Source organism: Qipengyuania gaetbuli (assembly GCF_020171365.1).
Taxonomy (GTDB): domain Bacteria; phylum Pseudomonadota; class Alphaproteobacteria; order Sphingomonadales; family Sphingomonadaceae; genus Qipengyuania; species Qipengyuania gaetbuli_B.
The window spans coordinates 2,452,297-2,475,770 of record NZ_JAIUZO010000002.1; the positions used below are offsets into that span (position 1 = coordinate 2,452,297).

22 protein-coding genes are annotated in these 23,474 nt (G+C 65.1%); 15 read left to right on the top strand and 7 right to left on the bottom strand.

The window, feature by feature from the left end:
• The first annotated feature begins 18 nt into the window (after positions 1-18).
• Positions 19-1,269, top strand: a complete 1,251-nt coding sequence (locus LCL94_RS12635; RefSeq protein WP_224832501.1) for an SAM-dependent methyltransferase — start codon at positions 19-21, stop codon at positions 1,267-1,269.
• Positions 1,266-2,471, top strand: coding sequence for a serine hydrolase domain-containing protein (locus LCL94_RS12640; protein WP_263611781.1), 1,206 nt, complete (start codon positions 1,266-1,268; stop codon positions 2,469-2,471). Before LCL94_RS12635 ends, LCL94_RS12640 begins: the two co-directional genes overlap by 4 nt.
• Before the next feature lie 128 nt (positions 2,472-2,599).
• On the opposite strand, the gene LCL94_RS12645 is transcribed toward LCL94_RS12640, so the two are convergent.
• From LCL94_RS12645 to purF, 3 genes are all read right to left on the bottom strand, one after another.
• Positions 2,600-2,947 (bottom strand): PilZ domain-containing protein, encoded by a 348-nt coding sequence (locus tag LCL94_RS12645; protein WP_224832502.1) that lies wholly within the window; start codon positions 2,945-2,947, stop codon positions 2,600-2,602.
• A gap of 117 nt (positions 2,948-3,064) precedes the next feature.
• Positions 3,065-3,775: an SDR family NAD(P)-dependent oxidoreductase gene (locus LCL94_RS12650; RefSeq protein WP_222553478.1), complete on the bottom strand. Its 711-nt coding sequence runs from the start codon at positions 3,773-3,775 to the stop codon at positions 3,065-3,067.
• 1 nt (position 3,776) lies between these two features.
• A complete protein-coding gene (gene purF / locus LCL94_RS12655) occupies positions 3,777-5,264 on the bottom strand; it encodes an amidophosphoribosyltransferase (RefSeq protein ID WP_224832503.1) in 1,488 nt (495 codons plus the stop codon).
• A gap of 168 nt (positions 5,265-5,432) precedes the next feature.
• Here purF and LCL94_RS12660 point away from each other — a divergent pair, with 168 nt between their 5' ends.
• The 12 genes from LCL94_RS12660 to merB all read left to right on the top strand — a co-directional run bounded on the left by LCL94_RS12660 (position 5,433) and on the right by merB (position 17,406).
• Positions 5,433-6,674 carry a lipoprotein-releasing ABC transporter permease subunit gene (locus tag LCL94_RS12660; RefSeq protein ID WP_224832721.1) on the top strand — a complete coding sequence of 414 codons (1,242 nt, stop codon included), beginning with the start codon at positions 5,433-5,435 and terminating at the stop codon, positions 6,672-6,674.
• Positions 6,667-7,341, top strand: coding sequence for an ABC transporter ATP-binding protein (locus tag LCL94_RS12665; RefSeq protein WP_222553477.1), 675 nt, complete (start codon positions 6,667-6,669; stop codon positions 7,339-7,341). Before LCL94_RS12660 ends, LCL94_RS12665 begins: the two co-directional genes overlap by 8 nt.
• Before the next feature lie 47 nt (positions 7,342-7,388).
• Positions 7,389-7,667, top strand: a complete 279-nt coding sequence (locus LCL94_RS12670; RefSeq protein WP_224832504.1) for a hypothetical protein — start codon at positions 7,389-7,391, stop codon at positions 7,665-7,667.
• A 78-nt stretch (positions 7,668-7,745) separates the two neighbouring features.
• Complete coding sequence (locus LCL94_RS12675; RefSeq protein ID WP_224832505.1) at positions 7,746-8,264, top strand: hypothetical protein; 519 nt, start codon at positions 7,746-7,748, stop codon at positions 8,262-8,264.
• The gene (locus LCL94_RS12680; protein ID WP_224832506.1) at positions 8,261-8,740 is read left to right on the top strand and encodes a glutathione peroxidase; all 480 of its coding nucleotides are present in this window, start codon (positions 8,261-8,263) and stop codon (positions 8,738-8,740) included. The genes LCL94_RS12675 and LCL94_RS12680 overlap by 4 nt, the downstream gene beginning before the upstream one ends.
• 30 nt (positions 8,741-8,770) lie before the next feature.
• A complete protein-coding gene (locus LCL94_RS12685; protein WP_160606978.1) occupies positions 8,771-9,100 on the top strand; it encodes a hypothetical protein in 330 nt (109 codons plus the stop codon).
• A 75-nt stretch (positions 9,101-9,175) separates the two neighbouring features.
• Complete coding sequence (gene dnaE / locus LCL94_RS12690; RefSeq protein ID WP_224832507.1) at positions 9,176-12,649, top strand: DNA polymerase III subunit alpha; 3,474 nt, start codon at positions 9,176-9,178, stop codon at positions 12,647-12,649.
• A 44-nt stretch (positions 12,650-12,693) separates the two neighbouring features.
• Positions 12,694-14,295, top strand: a complete 1,602-nt coding sequence (locus LCL94_RS12695; RefSeq protein WP_224832508.1) for a long-chain fatty acid--CoA ligase — start codon at positions 12,694-12,696, stop codon at positions 14,293-14,295.
• Positions 14,296-14,305: 10 nt separating this feature from the next.
• Positions 14,306-14,851 carry a pseudouridine synthase gene (locus LCL94_RS12700; protein WP_224832509.1) on the top strand — a complete coding sequence of 182 codons (546 nt, stop codon included), beginning with the start codon at positions 14,306-14,308 and terminating at the stop codon, positions 14,849-14,851.
• A 9-nt stretch (positions 14,852-14,860) separates the two neighbouring features.
• Positions 14,861-15,295: a DUF1330 domain-containing protein gene (locus LCL94_RS12705; RefSeq protein ID WP_224832510.1), complete on the top strand. Its 435-nt coding sequence runs from the start codon at positions 14,861-14,863 to the stop codon at positions 15,293-15,295.
• 102 nt (positions 15,296-15,397) lie between these two features.
• Complete coding sequence (locus tag LCL94_RS12710) at positions 15,398-16,726, top strand: spinster family MFS transporter (protein WP_224832511.1); 1,329 nt, start codon at positions 15,398-15,400, stop codon at positions 16,724-16,726.
• On the top strand, positions 16,726-17,406 hold the full coding sequence (gene merB, locus LCL94_RS12715; RefSeq protein WP_224832512.1) for an organomercurial lyase: 681 nt from the start codon (positions 16,726-16,728) through the stop codon (positions 17,404-17,406). The genes LCL94_RS12710 and merB overlap by 1 nt, the downstream gene beginning before the upstream one ends.
• A 22-nt stretch (positions 17,407-17,428) precedes the next feature.
• Here merB and LCL94_RS12720 read toward each other — a convergent pair whose 3' ends face one another.
• From LCL94_RS12720 to LCL94_RS12735, 4 genes are read right to left on the bottom strand one after another with little or no spacing between them, the layout of a single operon-like run.
• Entirely contained in the window at positions 17,429-18,526 is a 1,098-nt protein-coding gene (locus LCL94_RS12720; RefSeq protein WP_224832513.1) for a PA0069 family radical SAM protein, read from the bottom strand.
• Positions 18,527-18,568: 42 nt separating this feature from the next.
• Positions 18,569-19,096 (bottom strand): molybdenum cofactor biosynthesis protein B, encoded by a 528-nt coding sequence (gene moaB / locus LCL94_RS12725; RefSeq protein ID WP_224832722.1) that lies wholly within the window; start codon positions 19,094-19,096, stop codon positions 18,569-18,571.
• Positions 19,096-20,811, bottom strand: a complete 1,716-nt coding sequence (locus LCL94_RS12730) for a lytic transglycosylase domain-containing protein (RefSeq protein WP_224832514.1) — start codon at positions 20,809-20,811, stop codon at positions 19,096-19,098. Before LCL94_RS12730 ends, moaB begins: the two co-directional genes overlap by 1 nt.
• Positions 20,808-21,593, bottom strand: coding sequence for a hypothetical protein (locus LCL94_RS12735; RefSeq protein ID WP_224832515.1), 786 nt, complete (start codon positions 21,591-21,593; stop codon positions 20,808-20,810). The genes LCL94_RS12730 and LCL94_RS12735 overlap by 4 nt, the downstream gene beginning before the upstream one ends.
• Before the next feature lie 83 nt (positions 21,594-21,676).
• On the opposite strand from LCL94_RS12735, the gene LCL94_RS12740 reads away from it, so the two are divergent.
• Positions 21,677-23,326 carry an electron transfer flavoprotein-ubiquinone oxidoreductase gene (locus tag LCL94_RS12740; RefSeq protein WP_224832516.1) on the top strand — a complete coding sequence of 550 codons (1,650 nt, stop codon included), beginning with the start codon at positions 21,677-21,679 and terminating at the stop codon, positions 23,324-23,326.
• The last annotated feature ends 148 nt before the right edge of the window (positions 23,327-23,474 follow it).

Below are 23,474 nucleotides of genomic sequence, written 5' to 3' on the forward strand. Positions count from 1 at the left end.
CGCGCCATAGCGCGGGGCATGGACATGCCTACCAGCCAGCGCGGACGAGACCTTATCGAAGGTGCGCGGCCCTTTGCCCGCAAGCCCGGCCTCCTGGCACGGCTGGTTGCCCCCGGCTTCGGCAAGATCCTCGACCGCATCGACACGGCGCTGGTTTCGGGCACTATCCACGTGACGCTGCCCGATGGAAGCACGCGCACTCTCGGCGGCCGTGCGCAGGGTTTTGAATGCGAGGTCGAGCTGCGCAGCTGGAATGCGCTGGTGCGCCTTGCCAGCAATGGCTCGGTCGGCTGGTACCAGGCGTGGGAGACGGGCGAATGGTGGAGCCCCGATCCGGTCCCGCTCTTCGCGCTGTTCATGCAGCACGCCGCGCGGCTGGGCGATACGGCGCGGGCCAAGGGTCCGTTCCGCCACGGGCTCAAGCTCGCCCACCTGTTCAACCGCAACACGCACGAGGGCGCGCAGAAGAACATCTCGGCGCATTACGACCTCGGCAATGATTTCTACGCCGCGTGGCTCGACCCGACGATGAGCTATTCCTCCGCGCTCGATGTGCGCGGCGACGGGCTCGAGGCGGCGCAGCGGCGCAAGTGGGACGCGCTGGCGTCACGCCTTGGCGATCCCGCCTCGTTGCTCGAAATCGGCTGCGGCTGGGGCGCGCTGGCGGACTTTTTCGCGTCGCGGGGCAGTGACGTCACGGCGATAAGCCTGTCCGACGAACAGCTGTCCTGGGCGAGGGCGCGCCACAGTGACGCCGTCGATTTCCGCAAGCAGGACTACCGCGACACGGCAGGCCGCTACGACGCCATTGTCAGCGTCGAGATGGTCGAGGCGCTGGGGCGCGAATACTGGCCGACCTTCATGGATTGCATCGCGCGAAACCTGAAGCCGGGCGGGCGCGCGGCGATCCAGTATATCTCCATGCGCGACGAGCTGTTCGACGATTATGCGAAGAGCGCGGACTTCATCCAGGCCTATGTCTTCCCGGGCGGGCTGCTGATCCGCACCAGCGAATTCCGCCGCCTGGCCGAAGAGCGGGGCCTTGCATGGCAGGACCAGGCCGATTTCGCGCTCGACTATGCCGAAACGCTGCGCATCTGGCGCGAGCGGTTCGACCATGCCGAGCAGGCAGGCGAACTGCCGCCCGGTTTCGACGTGCGGTTCTGCAATCTGTGGCGCTATTACCTGATGTATTGCGAAGGGGGATTCCGCGGCGGCGGGATCGATGTCCACCAGGTCACGCTGGTGAAAGAGGGAGAGGGCAAATGAGGATTCGTTCGGTTCTTGCATCGATGACGGCGATCGCGCTGTGCGGGTGCGCCGCAAGCTACGATGCAACGCAGACGGTACATGTGCATTCGGCGCCTGCGGTGACGCAGTCGACCCCGGCCCAGATGGCGAGCCTCGACCCGTCCGATTCGATCCTGTTCTGGAACGATGCGCGCCGCTCTGCCGCCTTCCGCAGCATGGAGACGATGTTCCCCGGGCTGGAAGTCGCTCCGGCATCGCAGACCCGTCACCTTCCCGACGGCAAGGCATTGAGCGCGGATCAGGAGGCTGCGGTGCGCGCCTTCATGGCCGATACCTCGGCAGCAGGCGTGATGGTGCTGCAGGATGGCAAGGTCCGGTTCGAGGACTACGCGCTGGGCCTAGACTCCAACGACCGCTGGACCAGCTTCTCGGTCGCCAAGAGCTTTACCTCGACCCTGCTGGGCGCAGCGATCCAGGACGGGCACATCGAGAGCGTCGATACGCCCGTGACCGCGATCATCCCGGCACTTGCGGGAACGGCCTATGACGGCGTCACGGTCGGCCAGATCGCCATGATGACCTCGGGCGTGGCATGGAACGAGGACTACACCGATCCCGACAGCGACGTGGCCAAGATGCTCGCCATCGCGCCCGTCGAAGGCGAATCGCAGGCCGTCACCTATGCCCGGACGCTCAAGCGTGAGGCGCCCGCGGGCCAGAAATGGGTCTACAAGACGCTGGAGACCAACCTCCTCGGCCTGATCGTCGAGGAAGCCACCGGCAAGTCGCTCGCGGCCTATTCGGCGGAGAAGATCGTCGATCCGGCGGGCTTTGCCGGCGGATTGTTCTGGATGCAGGACCTCACCGGCGGGAATATCGGCGGCTGCTGCCTGTCGCTGCGCCTGTCCGACTATGCGCGCTTCGGCCAGTTCGTGCTCGAAGGCGGTGACGGCGTGGTGCCGGACGGCTGGTTCGCCGAGGCAGGCGCACCGCAGGTCTCCTTCGCGCCGCGCGCGCCGGGCTTCGGCTATGGCTACCAGTGGTGGGCATATCCGGGCGGCAATTACGGGGCGCAGGGCATCTTCGGCCAGGCGATCACCATCGTGCCCGAAAAGAAGCTTGTCGTCGCCGTGGTCAGCAACTGGCCGACCGCGACCAGCAGCGAAAACCGCGCCAAGGCGCAGGCACTCGTCGCAAAGCTGTCGGAAGGGGCGGACTAGACCGCTTTACGAGTGGTGGCGGAGGCCGCGAAGGCACACCGCCACCGACGACGATACCGGACGAAGGTTCAGGCCAGCGCCCAGAAGTCGCCGCCAATGCGTCGGTCTTGTCGCCTTCCCGTAGGCTGTCAGTAAGGGCGGTAGGCACCTTCGCCGCTGTAACGGGCGAGGATGTTGTCGTGGACGATCGGGCTCAGCAGCTCGCTGAACGCGCAGCCGACCATGCAGTTTTCCCACCACACGACCTGCGCCTGCAGCGATTCGAGGCCGGGGAGGGTGAGCCAGCACATCTGGCCTTCGTGCATGCGGTTGATCGCCGCTGCCGAGAAACCGGAGATCGACAGATCGTGGACCACCGTCTGGAAGGCGCGTCCGCCGCTGGCGCGCAGCTGGCCGGGAATGGTCAGCCTGGTGCGCGGCGCGCACCGGTCTTCCTGCGCTGCGAGCGAGTAGCGATCCTGGGTCTGGTAGCTCATGTCCGGCACCTTGCTTGAGACTGAAATCCGAAGCGCACGCGGGGTAAAAGCGCGCGCGGGTTATCTGTCGGAATCTCTCTCAGCAGGATTACGGAAGTTTCGCCGGATGTGGTTAACCTAGCTTTCGATCCGCTCTCGGTGGCGGGTCGCGAAATCGTTAACAAGCAGCTCGACCAGGCGCTCGCCCACGGCTTCGGGCGGTTTGACCGTCTGCGGGTCTTCGCCGGGATAGGCCTTGGCGCGCATCGCGGTGCGGGTCGCGCCCGGATCGACGATCGACACGCGGACACCGGAAATCTTTTCGACCTCCTGCGCATAGGAATCGAGCAGATTGTCGAACGCGGCCTTGGTCGAACCATAGGCGGACCAATAGGCGCGGGGGGTTTCGCCGACGCTGCTGGTCAGGCCGATGACGCGGCCGGCATCGGCGCGCTTCAGCAGCGGGTCGAAATTCGCCAGCAGTGCCTGCGTCGCCAGCACGTTGATCGTCATCGCCTGGCTGAACTGCTTGCCGTCGATCTGCGTAACCGGTGTAAGGGTTGGCAGATAGGCTGCTGAAATCACCAGGATATCCAGCTTGTCCCAGCGTCCGGCAATGGCGGAGGCGAGGCGGGCGATGCCGTCGCTTTCGGCAAGGTCGACAGGGGCAATGGTGGATTGGCCGCCGGTTTCGTGGATGCGGTCTTCCACCGCCTCCAGCGCGCGCACGTCGCGGCCGGTGAGGACCACGTGCGCGCCTGCTTCGGCGAGCGCGACGGCGCTGGCCGCGCCGATGCCCTTGCTCGCACCCGTGACCAGGGCGAGTTTACCCTCGAGCGGTTTCGTCATGTCAGGCGACCTTGTTTACCGGAAAGGCGAGCTGCTTCTGCTTGTCCTCGCGCTTGGCGAGGTCGGTCAGCGAGGTGGGATAATCGCCGGTGAAGCAGGCGTCGCAGAATTGCGGGCATTCCTTCTTGCGCGGCTTTTCGCCGACCGCGCGGTAAAGCCCGTCGATGGACACGAAGGCGAGGCTGTCCGCCTTGATGAATTCGCGCATCGGTTCGAGATCCATGCGCGCTGCCAGCAGCTTGGACCGTTCGGGCGTGTCGACGCCGTAGAAGCAGCTGTAGGCGGTAGGCGGGCTGGCGACGCGGAAGTGCACTTCCTTGGCGCCCGCATCGCGCATCATCTCGACGATCTGCATCGAGGTGGTGCCGCGCACGATCGAATCGTCGATCAGGACGATGCGCTTGCCTTCCACAAGCATGCGGTTGGCATTGTGCTTGCGCTTCACGCCTGCGTGGCGCGCGCCGTCGGACGGCTGGATGAAGGTGCGCCCGACATAGTGCGAACGGATGATGCCCAGTTCGAACGGGATGCCCGACGCCTGCGCATAGCCGATGGCCGCCGGAACGCCGCTGTCGGGCACGGGCACCACCAGATCGGCCTCGACCGGCTTTTCCTTCGCCAGCTCGGCGCCGATGGCCTTGCGCGCCTCGTAGACGCTACGCCCGGCAAAGAAGCTGTCGGGACGGCTGAAATAGACGTGTTCGAAGATGCACGGGCGCGCACGGTGCGTGCCGAACGGGTGGATCGAATCGATATTGCCGTCGTAATCGACCTTGATCAGTTCGCCCGGTTCGACCTCGCGGATCATTTCCGCGCCGACCACGTCGAAGGCGACGCTTTCGCTGGCAAACGCGGTCGCATCGCCGATCCGGCCCATGACGAGCGGACGGATGCCGAGCGGGTCGCGGCAGGCGATCATGCCTTCGGGCGTCATCACGATCAGCGCATAGGCGCCTTCGAGCAGGCGCAGCGCATCGACCAGCCGGTCGACGATGGTCGGGTAACGGCTGGTGGCGACGAGGTGGATGATGACTTCCGTGTCGGAGGTCGACTGGAAGATCGCGCCGCGCTGGACCAGTTCTTCGCGCAGAGTGCCGGCGTTCGAGATATTGCCGTTGTGCGCGACGGCGAAACCGCCGCTCGCAAGGTCCGCATAGAGCGGCTGCACATTGCGCAGGCCTGCGCCGCCGGTGGTCGAATAGCGCACGTGACCGGCGGCCATGTGGCCGGGCAGTTCTGCGATCGCGTCGGCGGAAGAGAAGTTCTCGGCCACATGGCCGAGGCCGCGGCGGGCGCGGAATTCCGAGCCGTCCCAGGCGACGATCCCGGCAGCTTCCTGCCCGCGGTGCTGGAGCGCGTGGAGGCCAAGCGCGGTGGCCGCCGATGCATCGGCAGCGTTGATGACGCCGAACACGCCGCATTCCTCACGCAGCTTGTCGCCATCCTCGTCGAGGAAAGGGTGGGTGAGGTTCCCAAGGGGCGTATTCACAGGGTGCTGTCCGCGCTGCCAACCGATGGCGGTCCAATGGCGATGTTACGCCCCGATTACAAGGGCGATGACGGCGGTAACGGTGGACCGGATGCGGCAATTCATTGCACGGCCAGCAATCCCTGCCTAAACGCGGCAGGCAACGGACAACGACAGACAAGAGCCGCCTTGATCCTCTCTCCCTTCGAACGGACCATCGCCAAGCGCTACCTGCTTCCCGGCAGGAGCGAGGCGTTCATCGCGCTGGTCGCGGGCATATCCATCACCGTCGTCATGCTGTCGGTCGCCATGCTGGTGATCGTGATGAGCGTGATGAACGGGTTCCGCGCCGAACTGCTCGACAAGATCGTCGGTCTCAACGGGCACGCGATCATCCAGGCCTATGGCGGACCGATGGAAGACTGGGAGGAAATCCTCCAGGAAACCCGCCAGACGCCCGGTGTGGTGGAAGCCAGCCCGCTGATCGAACAGCCGCTGCTGGTGACCTTCAACGGCAGGGCGGAGGCGATCCTGCTGCGCGGCAATACGGCGCAGGACATTCGCGAGCTGGGCGAAAAGACGCTCGGCGGCAACATGGATTCGCTCCAGCCGGGCTCAGGCAAGGTCGCGATCGGTGCGCGGCTTGCGGAGAACATCGGCGCGCGGGTAGGCGACACCATCACGGTCATCAATCCGCAGGGCCGTTCGACGCCGTTCGGTACCGTGCCGCGCCAGATCGGCTACGAGATCGGGGCGATCTTCGAAATCGGCATTTACGACTATGACGGCGCCTTCGTCGTCATGCCGATGCAGGATGCGCAGACCCTGCTCCTGATCGGCGACAAGGTCGGCATGATCGAGGTGAAGGTGACCGATCCGGACGAGGTCGAGGAGATCCTCGAACCCGTGCAGGCGCAGCTTGCCGGGCGCGCGGTCATCCAGACCTGGAAGACCATCAACGCGACCCTGTTCGAGGCGCTTCAGGTGGAACGCGCAGCAATGGCTTTCGCCTTGAGTTTCATGGTGCTGGTGGCCGCATTCAACATTTTGTCGAGCCTCGTGATGCTCGTCCGCGCCAAGACGCGCGACATAGCCATCATGCGCACGATGGGCGCGACGCGGCGCAGCCTGACCAAGATTTTCGTGACCACCGGCTTCACCGTGGGCGCGCTGGGCACGATCGCCGGCCTCATCCTCGGCGCGCTCGTGCTGGGCTTCCGCGAACAGATCGTGGCGGCCATCAGCTGGCTGACCGGCGCCGACCTCTGGGACCCGCAGGTCCGCTTCCTCAGCACCATCCCGTCGAAGCCCGATCCGGTGGAAATCGCCATGATCGTCGGCCTTGCGCTGGTGATGAGCTTCCTCGCCACGCTCTATCCGGCGCTCAAGGCTGCCAGCACGGACCCGGTACAGGTGCTTCGCTATGAATAGTCCGGTCGTCGAACTCAGGGGCCTGACCCGCAGTTTCGAGCAGGGCGGCGAGCGCATCGACGTGCTGCGCGGCGTCAACCTGCGCATCATGCCCGGCGAGATCGTGGCGCTGCTCGGCCCGTCGGGTTCGGGCAAGTCGACCATGCTCCAGGCCGTGGGCCTGCTCGAAGGCGGGTTCGGGGGCGAAATTGTGATCGCCGGCCATTCGGCGGAGAAATCCGATGCCAATGCGCGCACGACGCTGCGCCGCAACCACCTGGGCTTCGTCTACCAGTTCCACCACCTGCTTCCCGATTTCGACGCGCGCGAGAACGTCGTCCTGCCGCAGCTCGTGGCAGGCAAGCCGCGTGAAGAGGCGGAGGCGAGGGCGGAGGAACTCCTGCGCGCACTTGGCCTCGGGCATCGCCTGACGCACCGGCCGAGCCAGCTTTCGGGCGGCGAACAGCAGCGCGTGGCAGTCGCCCGCGGGCTCGCCAACCGGCCTGCGCTGGTGCTGGCCGACGAACCGACGGGCAACCTCGACGAGGCTACCTCGGACAAGGTTCTCGAGCAGTTCCTCGCGCTGGTCAGGGGCGAAGGCAGTGCGGCGCTGGTCGCCACGCATAACGAGCGCCTGGCAAGCCGGATGGACCGAGTGGTCCGCCTGCACGACGGCGTGCTGGAATAGCGGACCCGCAGCGCGTTTCGAGCGTTGGTCAGGCAAGGAGATTTGCCATGACCGACCATCCCAGCACTTATAAGGCCGAAGACACAAATCGCGTGGGAATCCAGTGGGATGACCGCGCAACCTTGCGCCGCACCGGTGATGGTGACGGCGTGCTCGACGATGCCAAGAGCCTGCGCAGCGGAACTTTCGCCGAACTGATCGACCACGTTATGCTGATGCCCGAAGGCGAACGGGCCAATTACTACATCGAGAAGGCCGGCGACCGCGAATTCCACGCGGATGAAATCGCCAGCCTCTCGCGCCGCGACGATTTCCCGCGCTCGTAGCGCAACATAGCCCCTCCATCGAACGCGGCTTGGGCGGGCATGGCACCTGTGCAAGCCTTCTTGCAGGAGGGATGAGCCATGTTCTCTACATCGATTGCCTTGCTGGTCGCGCAGGCCGCCAGTGCTGGCACGCCGCCGTCACCCCCGCCATCGTGCGAGGGCGCGAAATACGAGGCTTTCGACTTCTGGGTCGGCGAGTGGGTGGTAACGCCTGCCGCCGGCGGAGACGCGGTGGCCGACAGCCGCATCGAGAAGGTGAGCGCTGGCTGCGCGATCCGCGAAACATGGATGCCCTATCGCGGTCGGCACGGAACCAGCCTGTCCGCCTTTGATCCTGCCACAGGAAACTGGCACCAGCTGTGGGTCGGCGGCTCGCCGGGTCGCGTATTCTTCGACGGTGGACCCACCGGCGGGAAGATGGTGCTGACCGGCTATTGGGGGCTGGACGCCGAGGGCAATTCGCAGCTTGTGCGCATGACCTACTCGGTGCAAGGCGACGGCTCCGTCCGGCAATACGGGCAGGCCAGCAGCGATCACGGTCGAAGCTGGAGCGACAGTTTCGACTTCATCTACCGCCGCAAGGACACCGCCGAATGACCACGATCGCCGATTTCACCGTTGCCGACAACAAGGGCCGCGAGGTCGATCTGTCGGAAAAGCTCGGCAAGGTGCTGCTGGTCGTCAACACCGCCAGCAAGTGCGGCTTCACGCCCCAGTACGACGGGCTGGAAAAGCTCTACCAGGACTACGGCGACAAGGGCTTCGAGGTCATGGCCTTTCCCTGCAACCAGTTCGGCAACCAGGAACCGGGCGATGCCGACGAGATCGAGCAGTTCTGCAAGGTCAACTTCGGCCTGACTTTCCCGCTGATGGCGAAGGTTGATGTGAACGGCGACAAGGCCAGCCCGCTGTTCGACTGGATGAAAAACGAGAAGCCGGGCCTGATGGGGTCGAAATCGATCAAGTGGAACTTCACCAAGTTCCTCATCGACCGGGAAGGCAATGTGGTGAAGCGTTACGGCCCCAACGATGCGCCCAAGGCCATCGCCAAGGATATCGAAAAGCTCCTGTAACCTCAGCCGCGCCGGGACGAAGTCACCACCATGCTAGCCGATCTCAACCAGTGGTTCCTTTCGCTCGGTGCCGAATACGGGGTGAACCCGTATATCTTCGGCGCGATCTACGTGGGGGCGATCCCTTTCTTCCTCGCTTCGATGACGTGGCTGGTAAAACGCGCGCGGGCCAAGCGGTCGACCGTCGTGCCGACGCTGTGCGCAGGCTTCTGCTTCGTTTCGGCCTACCTCTACCTCGCCATCGCAGGGCGCAATATCCCGGTCTGGGTGTGGATCTTCCTTGGCGTGCTGATTGCCTATGGCGCGTGGTCGACGATCCGCGACGCGCGGCGCAAGATCGCGGCGATTTCGGACGACTGATTTTCTCCACTGTCTGTGGAGAATAAGCGCGGCTTGCCGCTTCCAGTTTGGGCGCCGAGTTCCTACTCTGGCCCGATGCCTTACAAGCCCTTCGTTCCCCTGCGCGTGCTGTCCGCCTATTCGATGCTCGAAGGGGCGATCGACCCCAAGGCGATGGCCAAGCTGGCGAAGGAACACGGCTTTCCCGCCATCGCGATTGCGGACCGCAACGGACTTTATGGTGCGGTCATGTTCGCCAATGCCTGCAAGGCCGAAGGCGTGCAGCCGATCATCGGCACGCTGCTGGGCGTGGCGCGCGACGAGGAAGGGCGGATCGTCGATTACCTTCCGCTCTATGCGCAGGACGAGGCTGGCTACGACAATCTCTGCCATCTCGTCAGCCGCGCGCATCTCGACCGCCCGCTGGAATTCGAACCGCACGTCCGACTGTCCGACCTCGAAGGTCATACGGACGGATTGATCGCCCTGACCGGCGCGAGCGAGGGCGGGGTGACACGCCTGCTGGCCGAGGGGCAGGTCAGCCACGCCACTGCCATGCTGGACCGGCTGGAGGCTCTGTTCCCCGGCAGGCTCTACATCGAATTGGCCCGGCGCGGGAACGAAGCGGAAGAGGCAGCCGAAAACGCACTGATCGACCTCGCCTACGAACGCGACTTGCCGCTCGTCGCGACGAACCCTGCGAACTTTGCCGAACCGCACATGTACAAGGCGCATGACGCCATGCTGTGCATCGCCAATTCGACCCATGTCGATGCGGAAGAACGGGCCAAGTCCAATCCCGAAGCCTATGTGAAGACCGCGCACATGATGGAAGAAGGCTTTGCCGACCTTCCCGAAGCGGTGTCCAACACACTCGTCATCGCCCAGCGCTGCGCTTTCGCGCCGCCTTACCGCAATCCCATCCTGCCCAGCCTTGCAGGCGACCTCGAAGGAGAGGCGCGGATGCTGGAAGAGGACGCGCGCAAGGGTCTTGCCAAGCGTCTCGAACCCTATGGCGAGATGTCGGACGAGGAGCTGAAGGTCTATGTCGACCGGCTCGACTACGAAGTCGGCATCATCAACCAGATGGGCTTTCCCGGCTACTTCCTGATCGTTGCCGACTTTATCAAATGGGCGAAGGACCAGGACATTCCCGTGGGGCCGGGGCGTGGTTCGGGTGCAGGCAGCCTGGTGGCCTGGGCGCTGACGATTACCGATCTCGACCCGATCAAGCTGGGCCTGCTGTTCGAGCGTTTCCTCAATCCCGAACGCGTGTCGATGCCCGACTTCGATATCGACTTCTGCGAAACGCGCCGCGGCGAGGTGATCCGCTACGTGCAGGCCAAGTACGGCCACGATCACGTCGCGCAGATCATCACCTTCGGTAAGCTGAAAGCGCGCGCCGTGCTGCGCGATACGGGCCGTATCCTCCAGATGAGCTACGGTCATGTCGACCGCATCTGCAAGATGGTGCCGAACCATCCGACCGACCCGTGGACCCTGCCGCGCGCGCTCAACGGCGCGGCGGATTTCAAGGCCGAATACGACAACGACAACGAGGTGAAGCGCCTCGTCGACCTGGCGATGCAACTGGAGGGCTTCCCGCGGAACAGTTCGACCCACGCGGCCGGCGTGGTGATCGGCGACCGTCCGCTGGCGAAGCTGGTGCCGCTTTACCGCGATCCGCGCTCCGACATGCCGGTGACGCAATACGACATGAAAAATGTCGAAAGCTCCGGTCTCGTCAAATTCGACTTCCTCGGCCTGAAGACGCTGTCGGTGCTCAAGAAGGCCACCGACCTCTTGAAGAAGCGCGAGATCGACATCGATCTCTCGCAGCTGCCGCTCGACGATCCGGCGGTCTACGACCTCATGAAGGCGGGTAACACGGTCGGCGTGTTCCAGCTGGAATCGGAAGGCATGCGCCGCACGCTGACTGCGGTGAAGCCGACCAATTTCGGCGACATCATCGCGCTCGTCTCGCTCTATCGTCCGGGCCCGATGGACAACATCCCGCTGTTCGGCAAGCGCAAGGCAGGCGAGGTGCCGATCGAGTATCCGCACCCCAAGCTCGAGGAAATCCTCGCCGAAACCTACGGCATCTTCGTCTACCAGGAACAGGTCATGCAGGCCGCGCAGATCCTCGCCGGATACTCGCTCGGCGATGCAGACTTGCTGCGCCGCGCGATGGGCAAGAAGGTCCAGGCGGAAATGGATGCTCAGCGCGAACGCTTCGTGGCCGGGTGCAAGGACGTGTCAGGCATCGACAAGGCCAAGGCGAACGAGCTGTTCGACTTGATCGACAAGTTCGCCGGCTACGGCTTCAATAAGTCGCACGCCGCCGCCTATGCCTTGCTCGCCTACCAGACGGCGTGGCTGAAGGCGCATTATCCGGAAGAATTCTTCGCCGCGTCCATGTGCTTCGACATGCACCAGTCGGAAAAGCTGACGATCTTCGTCGACGATGCGCGGCGGCAGGGCATCGCGGTCGAGCCGCCGTGCCTCAACCGTTCGGAAGCCGAATTCACCGTCGAGCAGACCGATGACGGATATGCCGTGCGCTATGCGCTGGCAGGCATCCGCAACGTCGGCGAAAAGGCGATGGAGGCGATCGTCGCCGAGCGCGAGGCGGCGGGCCCGTTCGAGAGCCTGCAGGACCTGTTCGAGCGCATCCCGAAGGGCTCGCTCAATTCGCGCCAGCTGGAAGCGCTCGCCTGTGCAGGTGCGCTCGATGCGCTGGAGCCCAACAGGGCGAAAGTGTTCGAGAATGCCGACATGCTGCTCGCCGTGGCCGACGCTGCCGAGCGCGAGCGTAGCAGCGGGCAGGCGGCGCTGTTCGGCGGCGAGGACCAGCCCGGCGAGACGCTGCGCCTGAAGGAGGTCGAGGACTGGCCGCGCGCCGAGCGCATGGCGCGCGAACGCGAGAATTTCGGCTTCTACTTCTCCGCCCATCCGGTCGCGGCCTGGAAACAGGTCGCATCGGCCAATGGCGCGCGTTCCTACGCCTCGCTGATGGCCGGCGGCGCGCCTGCCGGCGGGCGCTCCAACGCCGTGATGGCGGCCATGGTGGAGAAGGTGAACAAGGGCACCACGCGCCGCGGCAAGCCCTTCATCCGCGCCGATTTCTCCGATGCCTCCGGCCAGTTCAGCGCGGCCTGTTTCGAGGAAGGCATGGTCGAGAAGTTCATGAAATGGGCGGAAGACCAGACCTGCGTGCTGCTGCAGGTCGAACTCGATTCCCCGAGCCCCGACGAACCGCCGCGCATCACCGTGCGCGGGGGCACGCCGCTGGCCGAAGTGCGCGGCTCCATGCCGATGATCATGACGCTCGACGTGCTCGACGGATCGGCGCTGGAAGAGCTCAAGGCGGAATTGCTCGCGGCCATGGGCGGGCAGGACGAAGTGCTGGTGACGCTACGGACCGGCGAAGCGGCCGATCCGGTCATGCGGCTGGGGCGCAATTTCTCTCTCGACGGCGAACTCGCCGAACGCTTGGCAAGCGTGCCGAGCCTTGCCAAGGTGCAACTCGACAAGCGGCGAGGCGGGGCACACCTGCGACTCGTCAACTGAGTTGAGAGCCGCCCGAGGAGGCGGCACGAGAGAGGAGAGGCTGAATGCTCGGAGCGATGCAGGACTGGACCATGCGCGTCACCCACGTGATCGATCACGCGGCGCGCGAGGCACCTGACCGTGAAATCGTCACCCGCTGGGCCGACGGCAGCGAGACGCGCACCGACTGGCAGGGTATCCGCACCGACGCGCTGAAGATGGCGCAGGCGCTGCAGGCGCTGGGTCTGCGCAAGGGCGACAAGGTCGCCAGCCTCGCGATGAACCACTCGCGCCACCTCGTCAGCTGGTACGGCGTGGCGGGCATGGGCGGCGTGCTCCACACGGTGAACCCGCGCCTGTTCGACGACCAGCTCGAATACATCGTCAATCACGCGGAAGACCGCGTGATGGTCTATGACGCGGCCTTCCAGCCGATCGTCGACCGGATGCGCGATCGCTGGACTACGGTCGAACACTACATCTGCTTCGACAGCGGCGAGCATACGACTTCGTTCGAGGACTGGATCGCCGCGCAGTCGGGCGACTTCCAGTGGGTCGCCGGGAGCGAGCGTGACCCGTGCATGATCTGCTACACCAGCGGCACGACCGGCAATCCCAAGGGCGTCCAGTACGAACACCGCAGCACGGTGCTGCACGCCATGGCCGGCCTGCAGCCCGCGGCATTCAATTTCAGCGCTTCGTCCGTGATGCTTCCCGTGGTGCCGATGTTCCATGCGGCGAGCTGGGGCCTGCCCTATGCAGGCGCGATGGCGGGCATCAAGTTCGTCTTCTCGGCCGTGAACGATCCTGCCGTGCTGCACGAGATGATGCTCAAGGAAGGCGTGACCGACAGCGCGGGCGTGCCGACTGTATGGCTTGCGCATTTCCAGTATTGCGACGCCAATGGCATCGACCTGCCGCCGCTGAAGGCCGCGACGATCGGCGGCTCTGCCGCGCCCAAATTCATGATCGAGCGCCTGATGAAGAACGGCACCCGCGTCCAGCACGCCTGGGGCATGACCGAAACCTCGCCCATCGGCACGGTCGGCGGCCCGACGCACGACTGGGAGAACCTCAGCCTCGAAGAGCGCGTGGTGAAGACCATGAAGCAGGGCCGCCCGATCTTCGGCGTCGAACTGCGCACGGTCGACCTCGACGACAACACCAAGGTCCTGCCGCGCGACGGCGAGACTTCTGGCGCGCTCCAGATCCGCGGGCCCTGGGTGGTGAAGCGCTATTTCAAGGCCGAAGAGGATGCCGTGACCGAGGATGGCTGGTTCGACACCGGCGACGTTGGCGTGCTCCATCCCGACGGCACGCTGCAGCTGACCGACCGCACCAAGGACGTGATCAAGTCCGGCGGCGAATGGATCAGCTCGGTCGAGCTGGAAAACGCCGCCGTCGGCCATCCGGCAGTCGCGGAAGCCGCCTGCATTGGCATGTTCCACCCCAAGTGGGACGAACGTCCGGTGCTGTTCGTGGTGAAGAAGGAAGGAGCCGATTGCTCCGACCGCGACGTGATCGACTACCTCGCCGACAAGGTCGCCAAGTGGTGGCTGCCCGATGCGGTCGAATTCGTCGACGACATCCCGCACACGGCCACCGGCAAGATCAGCAAGAAGGACCTGCGCGACCGGTTCGCGGACTACAAGCTGGCCGACGGCTGAGCCAACGCGCGTGGCGCGCCTGATCCTTCTCAACAAGCCCTACGGTGTGCTGTCGCAGTTCACCGGGGGCAAGGACGGCGTGGACGACACGCTGGCGCATCTCGTCGATGTGCCGGGCGTCTATCCGGCGGGCCGCCTCGACAAGGATAGCGAAGGGCTGCTGCTGCTGACCGACGACGGGCGGCTGCAATCACGCATCGCCGAACCGCGCTACAAGCTGCCCAAGACATACCTGGTGCAGGTGGAAGGCGAAGTCGGCGACGAGGCGTTGGAACGTCTTGCCCGGGGCCTCGAACTCAATGACGGCATGACCCGACCTGCACGCGCCAAGCGGATCGACCCGCCGCCGCTGTGGGACCGCGATCCGCCGGTACGCTATCGCAAGAGCGTTCCCGACAGCTGGATTGCGCTGGAAATCACCGAGGGCCGCAACCGGCAGGTGCGCCGGATGACCGCGGCCGTCGGCTTGCCCACCTTGCGGCTGGTCCGCTGGCGCATCGGCGAGTGGAGCCTCGACGGCATCGCACCGGGGACATACCGTGAATTGCAGGTCTAGGAGAGAGAGATGAGCGACACCTATATCGACCCGAGCCCGACCAATTTCGCCGCCTTCAAGGACCTGCCGCGCGACGAGCCGATCCACATGCTCAACCTCCTGCGCTATCGCGATCTCGCCGAATATCCCGAAGGCCACGAGCACGCCGGCAAGGGCTGGAGCGGGCGGCGCGCCTACGAGGAATACGGCAAGACCAGCGGCCCGATCTTCCGCCGCGTGGGCGGGAGCATCGTCTGGCGCGGCGCGTTCCAGACGGTGGTGACGGGACCGGAAGCGATGCAATGGCACGACGGCTTCGTCGCGCAATACCCGCATGCCGGAGCCTTCTTCGAGATGATCAAGGATGCGGACTACCAGAAGGCAGTCGTGAACCGCACGGCGGCGCTGGCGGACAGCAGGCTGGTGCGCTTCAAGCCCGGCGTTGCAGGGGAAGGGTTCGGGTAGGGCCTGCCCGTGACGATCAGCAATTCGCAAAGGCCGTGCAGAAGGTCGACCAGCGCGACCAATCGCGAAATGCAGGGGAAGGGGCGGTAAGCCTTTAAACGCATGAACAAGAACAGCTCTCCCGTCGCCGCGCAGTCTACACGGCTCGTCCTCTGGACACTGCTCGTCGTCTACATCCTGAACTTTCTCGACCGGCAGATCGTCAATATTCTGGCCGAACCGATCAAGCAGGATCTCGGCCTGTCGGACACCCAGATCGGCCTGATGACCGGGCTCGCCTTTGCCCTGTTCTACACGTTTCTCGGCATCCCGATCGCGCGATATGCCGATAACCCGAAGTTCAGCCGCACCACGCTGATTTCAATTTCGCTCGCCTTCTGGTCGGGCATGACGGCCCTGTGCGGCCTTGCACAAAATTTCGGCCAGTTGCTGCTCGCGCGGATCGGTGTGGGGGTGGGTGAGGCAGGGTGCACGCCTGCCGCCCATTCGCTCATTACCGACACGGTGCCGGCAGAAAAGCGGTCTTCGGCGATGGCTTTCTACGGTCTGGGAATCCCGATCGGCAGCCTGCTCGGGATGGCGATGGGAGGCCTCCTTGCCGATGCTTACGGTTGGCGCACCGCATTCCTGGTTGCAGGCGTGCCAGGCATCATCATGGCGGTCGCGGTGCCCATGCTGATCCGCGAACCGCGCCGACACAGCCCGGCCGCGGCGAGCGAGCACGCGCCCATGCCCAACGCACCGGGCGCGGCCGCAGCGGTTCCGGGCGAGCCGCCCGCCGCTCTGCCTGCCCGCGACGCGCTGCGGGAAATCCTGCGCTCCAAAGCTATGGTGCAATTTCTGGTTGCCGCCGGGCTGGTGGCTTTCCTGTCCTACGGCAAGACCGTCTGGGCTACGATCTACTTCATCCGGTCGCACGGCCTTTCCCCGGGGGAAACCGGGCTGTGGCTCGGCATCTCGGCCGGGTTGGCGGCCATGCTCGGGACATGGGGCGGCGGCTGGATCGCCGACCGCTACGGCTCGCGGGACCCGCGCCATATCTTGACTGCGCCCGCGCTGGGCCTCGTGATCGGCGCACCGATACTGTTCTTCGGTTATGCGGCCGCCGACTGGCGCTTCGGCCTCGTGATGATCGTCGTCGCGACGGTTCTCAACAGCTTCTACTACGGCCCGACCTATGCCTGCGTGCAGGGGCTGGTGCGTCCGCAGGCAAGAGCGATGGCGACCGCTGTCATGCTGTTCGCGCAGAACCTGATCGGACTGGGACTGGGACCGCTGTTCTTCGGCATGCTGTCGGACGCCTTCGCGCCCGTTGCAGGCGAGGACAGCGTGCGCTGGGTGCTCTACGGAGCAGCATGGCTGGGCCTAGTGCCGGCCTTCTTCTTCTGGCGTGCGAGGGCGCATCTGGCGTCGGAACTCGGCAAGGCGTGATGCGCACCGAACCACTCACGCCATTCGAATTGCAGGTTCGCGGCGAACTCACCCGCGCAATTGCGGAGCTTGGCTATGCACCGACCAACGAGGCGCTTGGCGAGCGGATTGGCGCGCCGGTTGCGACTGTGGAGCGTGCCTTGAAGCGCCTGAACGACGCTCATGCGCTGCAACTGCATCCCCACTGTTGCAAGCCGTGGGCAGTCCACCCCTTCGCCCTGTCCCCTGCCTCTTGCTGGGTCGAAGCCGGAGCGCGCGGGTGGTGGGCAAACTGCCTCTACTGCGGAATGGGCATCGCGGCCGCCATTGGCGAAGATGCGGCGATACACACTCGGCTTGGAGGAGAGGGCGAGCCGGTCGTGGTCCACATCGAAAACCAGAACGTGCAGGAAAGGGAGCTGTTGTTCCACCTCTCGACGCCGGTCCGCGAATGGTGGGACAATGTCATCCACGCCTGCGCGACGTTCCAGCCGTTTCGTTCCGAGGCAGAGATCGACCTGTGGTGCCAGCGCCATGCTCTTCCCCGCGGGGCGGTCGTTCCCATGGAGAGGATGTGGCTTTTCGCGAGCGAATGGTATGGCGATTACCTGCGCGAGCCGTGGAAAAAACGTTCCGTCGAGGACGCCTCGGCCGTCTTCGCCAAACATGGCTTCGAGGGCGATTTCTGGCGCCTCGAATAGTCCATCCCGTTCTCGCATTCCCTCACAGCAACCGCAGCTGTCCGCCCACAGCAGGTGGCCTGAACTGCGTGCAGTCCAGTTTGAATTTCGCCTTGCCCAGCCTTGCGCGCTTGCACGCAAGGCGGAACCTTGCGCGGAAGAGGTCGGCCCAGACGCCGGTCGGCTTCAGGCGGGAGAAGAAGTTGGGGTCGTTGTCCTTCCCGTTCCGGATCGACTGGACGATGCCCATCACCTTGTCGCCGCGCTCGGGGTAATGGACCGAGAGCCATTCGCGGAACAGCGGGGCGACCTCGTGCGGCAGGCGCAGGGGGATCCAGCCCACGCTGTCGACGCCTATTGCAGCAGCGCGCTGGACGATCTCCTCCATGAACTCGTCGGTGATGGAGGGAATGACCGGCGCGACCGAGCAATGCGTCGGCACACCGGCTTCGACAAGTTTTTGCAATGCTGAGAGTCGCTTGGCCGGTGAAGCTGCGCGTGGTTCGAGCTTTCCCGACAGCTTCGCATCGAGGCTCGTTACCGAAATGGCGACCGCGACCAGGCGCCGCTGCGCCATTTCCGACAGGATGTCGAGGTCGTCGAGTACCCGATCGGACTTGGTCGTGATCGTCACCGGGTGGCGCGCATCGAGGCACACCTCCAGCACCTGCCGCGTGATCCGGTAGTCGCGCTCGATCGGCTGGTAGGGATCGGTATTGGTCCCCATGGCGATGGGGCGGGGGCGGTACTTCGGCTTGGCCAGCGTGGCGCGCAGCAGTTCCGCCGCATTGGGCTTGGCGAACAGGCGCGTCTCGAAATCGAGCCCCGGCGACAGGTCGTGATAGGCATGCGTCGGCCGCGCGAAGCAGTAGACGCAGCCATGCTCGCACCCGCGATAGGCATTGATAGACCGGTCGAAGAAGATGTCGGGCGACTGGTTGAAGCTGAGGATGGTGCGCGGATGTTCCTCCGTCACATGGGTACGCAGCTTCACTGGCGGGCCGCCCTCGATCCTGGCCAGCGCCTCCATGTGGTCGCGCCAGTCGCCATCGGCCTCGCGCGTGGCAAGGCCGAAGCGCGTCGGGACCGCGGCGGACTGGGCGCCGCGCCCGCGAAGGGGCGACTCGTTGCTGGCTTCCATGTATGAGAACATACACAGAACATAAAGGGCGTGGAAGCGGCTTCAGCGTTCCCGTAGGCGGGGCATCAGTTCGACGAAATTGCAGGGCCGGTGGCGGCTGTCGAGCTGGTGGACGAGGATCTTGTCCCACCCGTCCTTCACCGCCCCGTTCGATCCGGGCAGCGCGAAGATATAGGTCCCGCGTGCCAGTACCGCGCAGGCGCGGCTCTGGATCGTGCTGGTGCCGATGCTCTCGATGCTGATGTAGCGGAAATACTCGCCGAAGCCGGGAATATCCTTGTCCTTCACGCGGTCGAGCGCTTCGGGCGTCACATCGCGGCCTGTCAGGCCCGTACCGCCGGTGGTAATCACCGCATCCACCATCTCGTCGTCGATCCAGCGGTGGAGGTGGGCGGCGATCTCGTTCTTGTCGTCTCGGCTGATCTCGCGCGCGGCGAGCGTGTGGCCGGCTGCCTCGATCCGCTGGGCGAGGATGTCGCCCGAGGTATCGTCCTCGGCCTTGCGGCTGTCCGAAATGGTCAGCAGCGCGATATTGACGGGCTTGAAGGCGCGGGTCTCGTCGATTGCCATCAGCGCGTCCTCGGGAATTGCGGCCACTGGTTCTGCGCAAGCTCGGTCCTGCTTTGCGCGACTGCCTCGGCCTGGCGCAGGTACATCCAGTAATTGCGCATCACCACGGCGACGTACTCGCGCGTTTCCCAATAGGGGATCGATTCCATCCAGAGCAGCGGGTCGCCCTGGTCGTTGATCTCGCTGTTCCAGCGCGCGACCGGCGTGGGGCCGGCGTTGTAGGCGGCCATGACCTTGGGCAGGTGCCCGCGGGTGTAGCCTGCATCCGCCAACGCCTGCAGCGCCCTTTGGCCGAAAGCGAGATTGACCGCCGGGTTCTTGAGGTCCGCACCGGCGCTCATGTTGATGGAAGCCGCATATTCGCGCGCGGCGATCGGGCGGATTTGCATCAGACCGATAGCGTTGGCGGGGCTGACTACACCTTCGCGGAAGTTCGATTCCTGCAGCGCGTGGGCGAAAGCGAGGGCCGGATCGACGCGCCAGCCACCGGTGGGCTGGTGATAGGCGACGGGCCAGCGCAAATTGGCGGGCGAGCTCGTGCCGCGCGGCGCATTGTAGGCCATGAAGGTCTGCGTGCCGGCGAGGCCGAGCGCGCGGGCAAGGCGCGTTAGCGCCGGAAAGTCCGAAGGCTCGATCCGGCGTGCCTGCCAGCGCAGCGCCTCGTCGGCGAGATCGCGCCGGCCGACCTCGGCCAGCATCACCGCCTCGCGCACCGCGGCCTCGTTCTGGAGGCGGCGCCAGTCGTCCTGCGTCAGGTCGGGGCTGGCATGATCACCGGGAAGGTGCTGGGCCAGCTGCTCGTGCGCGAGCATGCCATAAAGCGTCTCGGAAAACCGCGCCGCGCCGCGCAATTGCTCGTCGGCCTTTTCCGGCTGGCGGCAGCGGATCAGTGCACGGGCGGCCCAGTAATGCGCTGCGGCGGTCAGCGATCCATTGGCCGATCCTGCGGCACTGCGGCGGAAATAATCGGCGGCATTTTCGCAATCACCGAGACGCCAGGAAGCAAGGCCCGCCACCCAGTCGCCCTCTGCCACCCATGCGCCGCGGCCCTGACCGACCAGCTGCGCCATGGCGAGCGCTTCGGCATCGCGGTTCTCGATGTAATAGGACCAGGCAACACGCTGGCGCCATTCGGCGCGAGCCTCGGAAGACAGGGAGGCGTCGACGCCGTCGAGCAGCAGCCGTGCGCCATCGGGATCGTCGTTGGAAATCCGGTCGAGGATCGCGCTCTTCACATTGTCCGGCAATGAGCCGTCGGAGACGGTGCGGGGGCGCATGCGCTTGGTTACGCCGCGCTGGCCGACCAATTGCCGTTCACGGGGCAGGGTGGGGGCGTTTTCCAGCCCGCGCGTTCGGCCGAGCCGGATGATTCCCTCGGCTTCGGGCAGGCTCGCGTAACGGGCCAGCCACGCCTCGATGCGGGGCAGTTCGATGCGCGGGCTTTCGGGGTGGAGGAAATAGGCCGCAAGGACAGAGCCGTGCAGCGGGCCGTCCGTCCGCTCGCCCAGCATGACCTCGACCCGGTCCCAGTTCTTCGCCTCGATCGCCTCGAACAACGAGCGGTAATAGAGCTGGTCGTCGCCCGACAGGAGTTGCGGCAGGACGGCCGCGTGCGAACGGGTGAAATAGGCAAGGCTGTCGGACCCTTGCGCGGCGGCGGGGGATGAGAGGATCGAGCCACCGAGAGCGGCGGCCAGCAGGAGGCGTTTGGTCATGCGGTCCATTCGAGCCAGCGGTTCCAGAAATTCACGCGGCGTTCCGGAGTGCGGGAAAGTTCGGCAAGATCGGGAGCGAGGAGCAGGGGCACCTGACGCTCGCCGGTGGTAATCAAGGCGGGTTCGCGCGCGGCGGCAGGCGCGATGCCGAACAGCGGGGCCAAGCCCCTGCCGAACACGAGCACGCGTTCCGGCGCGGCGAGGGCGATGTGGTGGGCAGTCACCGCGCCGAGGCCATTGGCGGCCAGTTCTTCCCAGTCGGCCAGCGCGGCAGGCGCGGGCAGGGCGCTGGCGAGATAGGCTTCATGTTGTTGGACGCCCATGGCTTTCAGGATGGCCGCGGCGAACCGACCTGCGCCGCCCGAGAGCAGCGCATCGCCGTCATCGGCATAGGGTTCGGCAACGATGACCATCAGCTTGGTTCCCGCGACTCCGCGCGGAGGGAGCCGCGCTTCGGTGCCGGCGAGCGAAAGCGAGGCCTCGCTCATCCACCATTCGCGAAATTTTCCGAGATCGTCCGGCCAGGCTGACGCATCGCCGCCGATCCGGCCTGCCTCCGGGGCCTGCTGGAAGGCGCGTTCGAGCGGGGTGGGCTTGGGTTCTTCCACCCGCGCCACGGGCTTGGGCGCCGCTACGGCTTCTTCCGCTTCAGGGCTGGCGAGCCAGCTGTGCGGATCGGCCGCATAGTCGTGATCGACACCCGCTTCGCGCCACCAGTCGAAGGCGGCTTCGAGAGCTTGGGCTGCGTCGATTTCGCCGTTATTCGTGGGGTTTTCGTGCATCATCCGTCCGCTGGAGGTCTTGACCTCAAACGCGGCAGCAATCAAGGCATCGCGCAAGCGAATAGCGACGAAAAGAGAGAGACATGAGCGAACGTGAATCCATGCCCTGCGACGTCGTCATCATCGGCGGCGGCGTTGCCGGCCTCGCCGCGGCGATCCGGTTGAAGCAGATCAACGAGGACCTCGAGGTCGTGGTGCTCGAAAAGGGCAGCGAAATCGGCGCTCACATCCTTTCCGGCGCGGTGGTCGATCCCAAGGCGCTCGACGAATTGCTGCCCGAATGGCGCGACATGGATTGCCCCATGGCGCAAACGCCGGTGGGCGAGGACCTGTTCTACACGATCAACGAAACCGGCGCCTCGGCCATGCCGCACATCATGTTCCCGCCCTTCATGTCGAACGTGGGCTGCTACACCGGCTCGCTCGGAAACCTCTGCCGCTGGCTGGCCGAGCAGGCCGAAGGCATGGGCGTGATGGTCTTCCCCGGCTTCCCCGCTGCCGAGGTGCTGTACGACGACAATGGTGCTGTTGCGGGCGTCGTCACGCAGGACATGGGCATCGCTGCCGACGGCAGCCAGAAGGCCGATTACCAGCCGGGCATGGAAATCCACGCCAAGTACACGCTGTTTGCAGAAGGTGCCCGCGGTAACCTCACCAAGCAGATGAAGGCGAAGTACGACCTCGAGGCAAACTGCCAGCCGCAGGTCTACGGCATCGGTATCAAGGAATTGTGGGACATCGATCCCGAACTGCACGAGCCGGGCAAGATCGTCCACACGCAGGGCTGGCCGCTCAGCGAAAGCGGCAGCAACGGCGGCGGCTTCCTCTACCACCAGGCGAACAACCAGGTCGCCCTGGGCCTCGTCACCTGGCTCGATTATTCGAACCCGTACGTCAGCCCGTTCCAGGAATTCCAGCGCTGGAAGCACCATCCGCTGATCGCCGAGGTGCTCAAGGGCGGCAAGCGCGTCGCCTATGGCGCGCGCGCGATCAACGACGGCGGCTGGCAGAGCGTGCCCAAGCTCGCCTTCCCGGGCGGCGCGCTGATCGGCTGTGCCGCCGGCTTCGTCAACGTGCCCCGCATCAAGGGTAGCCACACCGCCATGAAGAGCGGGATGCTGGCCGCCGAGAGCGTGGCAGCAGCCGTTGCGGCTGGACATGAGCATACCGAGTTGATGGAATACGATGCAGCCGTCCGCGACAGCTGGATCGCCAAGGAACTGAAGCTCGTGCAGAACGCGCTTCCCGCGATCGAGCGTTTCGGAAGCGACATCGGCACCGTCCTTGGCGGCGTCGACATGTGGATGCGCTATCTCAAGATCGGCCTGCCGATCAGCATGAAGCACCACCGCGACTGCGAGGCGCTCAACCGCGCCGACCTCTACAAGCCGATCGACTATCCCAAGCCCGACGGCGTGCTCAGCTTCGACCGCCTGACCAGCGTCAGCTTCAGCTACACCAACCACGCCGAGGACCAGCCGGTCCACCTGCAGGTCAAGGACATGGAGCTACAGAAGGACAGCGAGCTTGGCGTCTTTGCCGGTCCCTCGACCCGCTATTGCCCCGCCGGGGTCTACGAATGGCTGGTCGACGATGCGACGGGCGAGCCGAAGTACCAGATCAACTCGCAGAACTGCGTCCACTGCAAGACCTGCGACATCAAGGACCCGAACCAGAACATCAACTGGGTCACGCCGGAAGGCGGCGGCGGTCCGAACTATCCGAACATGTGATCGCGCTAGGTGACTGGTATCTCTCGGATCGGCGCACTCGATGTTGCTGGACTGATTTCCGAACATGTCGGCTCTTATGTCGATATGGACTTTATTCAGTTCGTCTCAGTCGAGGGGGACCTCATTGATCTGTGGTACATGAACAGCG